7 protein-coding genes are annotated in these 7458 nt (G+C 63.8%); 2 read left to right on the plus strand and 5 right to left on the minus strand.

The window, feature by feature from the left end; translation table 11 throughout:
* Position 1: 1 nt before the first annotated feature.
* The 3 genes from malF to KY389_RS13755 all read right to left on the minus strand — a co-directional run bounded on the left by malF (position 2) and on the right by KY389_RS13755 (position 4442).
* Positions 2 to 1477: a maltose ABC transporter permease MalF gene (gene malF, locus KY389_RS13745; protein WP_246588136.1), complete on the minus strand. Its 1476-nt coding sequence runs from the start codon at positions 1475 to 1477 to the stop codon at positions 2 to 4.
* Between the two features lie 132 nt (positions 1478 to 1609).
* Positions 1610 to 2770, minus strand: a complete 1161-nt coding sequence (gene malE, locus KY389_RS13750) for a maltose/maltodextrin ABC transporter substrate-binding protein MalE (RefSeq protein WP_219831558.1) — start codon at positions 2768 to 2770, stop codon at positions 1610 to 1612.
* A 25-nt stretch (positions 2771 to 2795) separates the two neighbouring features.
* Positions 2796 to 4442, minus strand: coding sequence for an alpha-glucosidase (locus KY389_RS13755; protein WP_343222968.1), 1647 nt, complete (start codon positions 4440 to 4442; stop codon positions 2796 to 2798).
* Positions 4443 to 4598: 156 nt separating this feature from the next.
* Here KY389_RS13755 and KY389_RS13760 point away from each other — a divergent pair, with 156 nt between their 5' ends.
* Positions 4599 to 5648, plus strand: a complete 1050-nt coding sequence (locus tag KY389_RS13760) for a substrate-binding domain-containing protein (RefSeq protein ID WP_219831560.1) — start codon at positions 4599 to 4601, stop codon at positions 5646 to 5648.
* On the plus strand, positions 5639 to 6721 hold the full coding sequence (locus tag KY389_RS13765) for an ABC transporter ATP-binding protein (RefSeq protein ID WP_219831561.1): 1083 nt from the start codon (positions 5639 to 5641) through the stop codon (positions 6719 to 6721). The genes KY389_RS13760 and KY389_RS13765 overlap by 10 nt, the downstream gene beginning before the upstream one ends.
* 410 nt (positions 6722 to 7131) lie before the next feature.
* On the opposite strand, the gene KY389_RS13770 is transcribed toward KY389_RS13765, so the two are convergent.
* Together KY389_RS13770 and KY389_RS13775 are read right to left on the minus strand one after the other, a co-directional pair.
* Positions 7132 to 7260 (minus strand): integrase core domain-containing protein, encoded by a 129-nt coding sequence (locus tag KY389_RS13770; protein ID WP_219829779.1) that lies wholly within the window; start codon positions 7258 to 7260, stop codon positions 7132 to 7134.
* 73 nt (positions 7261 to 7333) lie between these two features.
* On the minus strand, positions 7334 to 7458 hold a 125-nt coding region (locus KY389_RS13775), incomplete at its 5' end, for an integrase core domain-containing protein (protein WP_219831565.1).

Here is a 7458-nt window from a genome sequence, read left to right on the forward strand (position 1 = left end):
CTCACAGGGTCCGGCCGGCACGGCGCGCGGCGGCGCGGCGCATGGCGACGAAATTGGCATAGCTGATGGCCGCGACCACCACGAAGATCAGCAGCGTGATCGCCCCGGCCAGTCCGAATTGCTGGCCCGCATTGTCGAAGGCCAACCGATAGGTGAACGAGGCCAGGATGTCGGTCTTGCCCGCCGGGATCACCGTGCCGGGAATGTCGGGCAGGCCGCGTGTCAGCAGGAAGATCAGCACCAGATTGTTGAAGTTGAAGGCAAAGGCCGCGATCAGCAAAGGCAGGAAGGGCGGGATGATCTGGGGCAAAGTGATGGTGAAGAAGACGCGGATCGAGGACGCGCCCTCGAGCACGGCGGCCTTCTTGTGATCCTCGGGGACCGATTGCAGGAACCCCATCGCCAGCAGCATCATGTAGGGATAGCCCAGCCAGGTGTTCACGATCACCACCATGGTGCGCGCCAGGGTCGGGTCGGTGAACCAGTTGGGACGCAGACCGAACAGCGCGTCGAGGATCAGGTTGATCTCGCCGAAATTCTGGTTGAACAGGCCCCGGAACACCAGGATCGAGATGAAGGATGGCACCGCATAGGGCAGGATCAGCAGAACGCGATAAGCCGACCTGAAGCGCAGATGCTGCCATTGCAGGATCACCGCCAGAAGCAGCCCGACCGAGAAGCACAGCAGCACCGACAGGCCCGCGAAGACGAAGGTCCAGACAAAGATCTCGACCGTAGGGCCGCGGATGCCTTGGGATGTGAAAATCCTCTCGAAATTGGCCAGCCCCACATTGACGCGCCAGCCCGGCGGCACCGCGACACCGTCCTGGGTGCGGAAAAAGCCGGTGCTGTGATCGGCGGTCAGCACCGTCCCGTCGCTGCGCGTCAACTGGTCGGGACCGGTCTGGACGTAATCCGGGACCACCAGCGCAAAGCTGCGCAGGCTGGCATTGCGGATCAACTGCCCCTCCGGCGTCTCTAGCGTCAACCGCGCAAGACCCTCGCGCAGAGCAACCGTCTGGCGCCGGTCCAGAAGCGTCCCGGGCGCGTCGACCGGAAACAGGGCGGCGGTCCTTTCATCGGTCAGAGGCACCGGCTCGGACAGAAGACCGCTTTCGGGCAGCCAGATGCGGTATTCGTCGCCGTCCCGCGCGACGGCAAAGGGCTGTTCGGTCGTCTGGTCCACCGTGCCGCGCGCGGTCAGAACCTCGACGGCGCGGTGATAGGTCAGCAGATTGGACGAGCTGTAATTCGTGAAGCCGATATAGATCGTGTAGATCACCGGAAAGGCGATGAAGACCAGAACCGCCGCGATCCCGGGAAAGATGAACCGACTGCCATAGAAGCGATCCGACCCGAAGATCACCACGAAGGCCGTCGTCAGCCCCAGGATGATCGCGCCCAGAAGCGGCTGCCCCGCGGCATAGAGCGCGAAGGCGCCCCATAGCAGGATCAGCGCGACGATAGCCACCGCCAACAGGCGCGGCCATGCCCTGCTTCGTGACCGTCCGGCCCCTGTCGTCATGTCCGATGCTCCGAAGAATGATGCTGCCAGCCTGCCCCCGGATGTGCGGGGACAGGGTGTGCCACCGGCGCCGGTCCGTGCGGATCAGCCTTCGCCGAGGATCCGGGCTGCGGCATCGTTCAGCGCCGCCTCGGGATCCTGCGCACCGGTGACGATGTTCGTCAGCGCCGGTTGCATCGCGGCCCAATAGGCGCCCATCTCGGCATTCGAGGGCATCGGCACGCCGGTCGCCGCGATCTCCAGCATGGCGGCGATATTGGGGTCATCCTGCGCGGCGGCGGCGGATTCGTCGGCCAGCGCTCCAAGCGCGCCGTTGGCGTTCCAGATCGCCAGGCCCTCGTCGGTCAGCAGGTAGTTTTCCAGCAGTTCGACCGCCAGATCGCGATTGGGCGAAGCCGCATTCAGCGCCATGGCCTGCACGCCGACAAAGGGCGTGCTTTCGGCGTCGCCGACCTTCGGGATCGGAGCCACCGCAAAGTTGATCCCCGACTCGACCAGGCTGGACCATGCCCAGGGTCCGTTCAAGACCATGGCAACATCGCCCCGGTTCATGGCCCCGTCCATGATACCGTAATCGACGCCGGTCGGCATCACGCCCTCTTCGATCAGACGGCGCAGCATCCTTGCGCCTTCGATCGCGCCGGCATTGTTCACACCTGTGTCGGTCCCGTCATAGGAACCATCCACCTTGCGGAAGGCATAGCCGCCATTGGCCATCAGCAGCGGCATCGAGAAATAGGCATTGGTGTAGTCCCACAGGATCTTGGGACCGTCATGCTCCATCGCGATCAGCTCTTCAAACGATGCGGGCGGGGTCTCGATCAGGTCGGTGTTGTAGATCAGGTGCACCGCCTCGACGCTGACCGGATAGCCCCAGATCGCATTGTCGAACCGCATCGCCTCCATGGCCGAGCCCAGGATACCCTCGGCCCAGTCCGCCGAGGGCTGAACCGGCGCGATCAGACCGCCCGACGCCCATTCCCCAAAGCGGTCATGCGCCCACATGACGATATCGGGCCCATCGCCCGTCGAGGCGGCCTGCTGGAACTTCTGCGCCAGGTCCGGGTCCACCACCTCGACCGAGACGGGGATGCCGTAATCCTCGACAAAGGGCTGGACGGCGGCCTCAAGCGCCTGGCGGTCGCGGTTCGCCCCCGTCCAGATCACGATCCGGCCATCCTCCAGCGCGAGGACGGGCGTCGCCGTGCAAAGAAGCAGGCCGGTAAGGCCGATAATGCGTGTCATGTCGTCTCCTCCCATAGCAAGCCGCTCAAAGCGCGGCCTCTGATGTCGATTGGTGCAGCGCCAGCGCGCCGTCATGGTGCAGGAATGCAAAGCCGTTACCCGGCAGGCTCAGCAATCCCTCGGCCAGCCGCGCCGCAGATAGCCCCATCAGATCCGCAGGACCGGACAGGCGGAAATCCACCGGGCGCGGCGACAGGTTGAACAGACAGGTCAGCGTCTGTTCCGTAGCCGAACGCCGGAAGCCCAGAACGGGCTCGGGCAGATCGAGAAAGGTCGTCCTGCCGCCGGACAGCGCCGGACTGGCCTTGCGGAACGCGATGCTGCGACGATAGAAATTCAGGACGCTCTCGGGGTCGCTTTCCTGTCGGTCAACCGCGCGGGCCTGCTGCGGCGCCTTGACCGGTAGCCACGGCGTCACCGACGAGAAACCGCCATGTGGCGCCTCTGCCTCCCAGACCATCGGCGTGCGGCAGCCGTCCCGGCCCTTGACCGCAGGCCAGAAGCGCAGCGCAGGCGGATCGGTCAGTTCGTGATATTCCAGGTCGGTCTCGGGCAGGCCCAGTTCCTCGCCCTGATAGATGCCGATCGTGCCCTCGAAGGCCATCAGCATCGCGCAACTCAGCCGCGCCATGGCATCGTGATCCACCGCGTGGTCCGCCCAACGCGACGGGTGGCGCGGCACGTCATGGTTGGAAAAGGACCAATAGGGATGCCCATCCGGCGCGCCGGTCTGGAACCCTTCGATGCAGCGGCGGAAATGCGCGGCGGTGAAGTCCGGCGACAGCATCGCAAAGGAATAGGCCATGTGCAGATGGTCGCGCCCAGCCGTGTATTCGGCCATCAACTCGATCGAGCGGTCGCCCATCTCGCCGACTTCGCCCACCATCATGATTTCGCCATAGCGGTCGGTCAACTGGCGCAGGCGGCGCAGAAAGGCCAGATTCTCGGGCTGGTTCTTGTTGTGGATGTTCTGCTGCATCCCGTAGAGATCGGTCGCCATCACCTGCGGCCGGACCTGCGCCGGAGGATTCGAGCGCAGCCGCGCATCGTGAACGTAGTAGTTGACCGTATCCAGCCGGAATCCGTCCACTCCGCGCCGCAGCCAGAAATCGCAGGTTTGCAGGATCGCGTCCTGCACATCGGGGTTGTGAAAGTTAAGGTCGGGCTGCGCGGCCAGGAAGTTGTGCAGATAATACTGTCCCCGTGTGGCGTCGAATTCCCAGGCCGGGCCGCCGAAATGGCTGTGCCAGTTGTTCGGTGGCGACCCGTCGGGAAGCGGGTCGGCCCAGACATACCAGTCGGCCTTGGGGTTGTCGCGGCTTGAGCGGCTTTCCCGGAACCAGGGGTGCTGGTCCGAACTGTGGCTGAGAACCTGATCGATGATGACCTTCAAACCCAGTTCATGCGCGCGCGCGATCAGCGCATCGAAATCGGCCAGGGTGCCGAAGAGCGGGTCGATGTCGCAATAATCGGACACGTCATAGCCCATGTCCTTTTGCGGCGACAGAAAGACGGGCGACAGCCAGATACCATCCGCACCAAGCGCCGCGATATGCGGCAGCCGCCGGATGATCCCTTTCAGGTCGCCGATGCCGTCACCATCCGAGTCCTGAAAAGACCGCGGATAGACCTGATAGATCACGGCATCCCGCCACCACTCGCGTCCCTGCACCGACTTCTCCCGCCTTGCGATTCGGTGCGACCATAACAGCCATTCAAATTTCTTCAAAGCGCTTTGAATGCGTGAAACCCTCTGGAAAAAGAGGTTTGGCTGTGCATTATGAAAATGACCTTGCGACATTTGCGGGGCGTCACGGTCGGAGCGCGGATGACAACACTGAAGGATATCGGGAGCGCCTTGGGCCTGTCCGTGACCACCGTCAGCCGGGCGCTGAACGACTTTCCCGAAGTATCGCCGCAAACGCGAGAGCGGGTGCGGGCAGCAGCAAAGAGGCTGGGCTATCAGGCCAATCGCAGCGCACAGCGCCTGGCGACGGGGCGATCGGGGATGGTCGGCATGATCGTCAAGACCAGCGCGGACTACCGCGCCGACCAGACCTTCATGGAGATCCTGGTCGGCATGTCGGCGGCGCTGGCCGCGCGCGACACGGATCTGGTCCTGGCGGTCGATCAGGGCCGCGACCCGGTCGAGCCTTATCGCCGGATGCTGGGGCGGGATCTTCTGGATGGCTTCATCCTGAACGCGCCGGTCACGAATGATCCGCGGATCAGCTATCTGAGCGAGCGCGGCATTCCGCTGGTCGTGCATGGCCGCGACCGGGTGGATGCGGATTACCCGTTCTTTACCATCGACAATCATGCCGTGGCCGCGGAATCGGTGCAGCTGCTGACCGCCTTGGGGCATCGGCGCATCGCCTATCTGAACGGTCCGGCTCAGTATTCCTATGCCGCCCGCCGCGCACAGGGCTATCGCGCAGCGATGGCCGAAGCAGGTTTGCCGGTTCTGGAAGGCGCGCTGACCCATGATCCGCCGACGGCGGCCGCAGGCTATCGGCAAGCCCTGTCGCTTCTGGCAGGACAACGCGGCGCACCGCCCACGGCTTTTATCTGCGCCTCGCTGCTGCTGGCCGAGGGGGTGATGCATGCCACCGTCGATCTGGGACTCAGTGTGCCACGCGACGTGTCGGTCATGGCCCATGATGATGGCCTGCCCATGTTGCGCGCCAGCAGCTTCACGCCGTCCCTGACCGTCACCTATGCACCGCTGCACCATGCCTGCGTGCCGCTGGCCAATGCCCTTGTCGATCTGATCGGCGGGGCCGATCCCAAATCCTTGCAAGTGCTGAACCGCGCCGAACTGATCGTGCGCGATTCCACCGGCCCTGCCCCTGAAACAGGAAGAACCCCATGGCCCTAGATCATCCCAGACCGGCCGCGCCCGCGCTTGAGATCGTCAAGCTGAACAAGACCTATGGCGCTGTCCCGGTGCTGCACGATATCGACATCTCGATGGACCAGGGCGAGTTCCTGGTTCTGGTCGGCCCCTCGGGATGCGGCAAGTCAACCCTGCTCAACTGCATTGCCGGGCTCGAAGAGGTCACGTCCGGGTCGCTGCGGATCGCCGGGCGCGAGGTGACGCAAGAGCCGCCTGCGGACCGCGACATCGCGATGGTCTTTCAATCCTACGCGCTCTACCCCACGATGACGGTGGGCGAGAATATCGGCTTCGGCATGAAGATCCGCCGTGTCCCCAAGGCGGAGGCACAGGCCCGTGTGGCCGAGGTCGCGCGGATGTTGCAGATCGACCATCTGCTGGACCGGCGCCCCGCACAGCTTTCGGGCGGTCAGCGCCAGCGCGTCGCCATGGGCCGGGCTCTTGTCCGCGATCCCAGGCTGTTTCTGTTCGACGAACCCTTGTCGAACCTCGACGCCAAGCTGCGTGTCGAGATGCGGGCCGAGATCAAGCGCCTGCACCGCAGCACGGGCGCATCCATCGTCTATGTGACTCATGATCAGGTCGAGGCCATGACGTTGGCCAGTCGCATCGTCGTGCTCAGGGGCGGTCACGTGCAGCAGATCGGCACGCCGCAGCAGATCTACGACACGCCCGCCAACACTTTTGTCGCCGACTTCATGGGCAGTCCGCCGATGAACCTCTGCCCTGCCGTGATCCAGGGCGGGACGATCCGCATCGCAGAACACGCGATCCCGATGCCGGCGGGCTTTGGCGACCGGACGGGCAGCGTCATCTTCGGCATCCGACCCGAGCATCTGTCGATTGGCGGGCAGCCCGACCTGACGGTTACGCCCACGATGATCGAGAATACCGGCTCGGAATGTTATGTCATGTTCGATTTGGGCGGTCATCCGATGACCGCCAGGTTGCCCGGCCGGATGGATGAAAATGACCTGTCTCCGATCGGGCTGGCGGTCGATCACGCCCGCATCTCGCTGTTCGATCCTGACACCACGCGGCGGATACAGCCGTAACGCGGCGATGTGCCGATTTTCTGCCACTTGGTCGGGTCAGCATGTTTCAGCGGCAATTCCCGGCGCGACCGAGGCGCGGCCGATGGACGGGGTTGCCGTCGAAATCAGAAACCATTCCGGCGAGGTCACGCGGCATCGGCAGGACAACGCCCGCTCATCCCGCCCAATGGAGGGCTTAACACGGTCTTGGAAAGTCATTCTGCGTAGCAAGCAGTCCCGCCGCTGGGCCGTCTGTCGAGCCTGCAAGACCGTCAAGGCCATGACCGGAAAGATCTGGCAAGCGGCTGTAACCCCAGATCACTCGTCCATATGATGCCAAAGCTCGACCCACGGAGAGGACCGGACATGAAGTTCGGCCTGCTGCCGGCTTGAACCGCCCCTGGTTTACCGGAGAGTTTATGTTTCAATGATTACGCTGCTTTTTCGTCAGCGTTCAAGGTTGCGTAGAATGCCTCCTCTGCTTCTTGTGGCGTGATGTAGCCGATGGCGCTGTGAAGGCGGGTGTTGTTATACCAGTCGACCCATTTCAGGGTTCCCACTCGACCTGGCCAACCGTTGAGGCGGTCCCCATTTCCCGGACAGATTTGCGACGTTGCTAAGCTTGCCAGTTGATCATGCCGCCGCCTTCAGGTCTTGGCCCTGATGGGCCTCGACCGGTGTCCTCCCGCCAAGCGCCGAATGGGGGCGCTGGGTGTTGTAAAAGGCAATCCATTTGCCAATGCCTGCGCGCGCGGCGG

Source organism: Paracoccus bogoriensis (assembly GCF_019431455.1).
Classification (GTDB): Bacteria; Pseudomonadota; Alphaproteobacteria; order Rhodobacterales; family Rhodobacteraceae; genus Paracoccus; species Paracoccus bogoriensis.

What these genes read in the sequence shown, in the direction of transcription:
- malE (WP_219831558.1), bottom strand. Translation starts at nt 2,770, where the DNA reads ATGACACGCATTATCGGCCTTACCGGCCTGCTTCTTTGCACGGCGACG.
- KY389_RS13760 (WP_219831560.1), top strand. Translation starts at nt 4,599, where the DNA reads ATGACAACACTGAAGGATATCGGGAGCGCCTTGGGCCTGTCCGTGACC.
- KY389_RS13765 (WP_219831561.1), top strand. Translation starts at nt 5,639, where the DNA reads ATGGCCCTAGATCATCCCAGACCGGCCGCGCCCGCGCTTGAGATCGTC.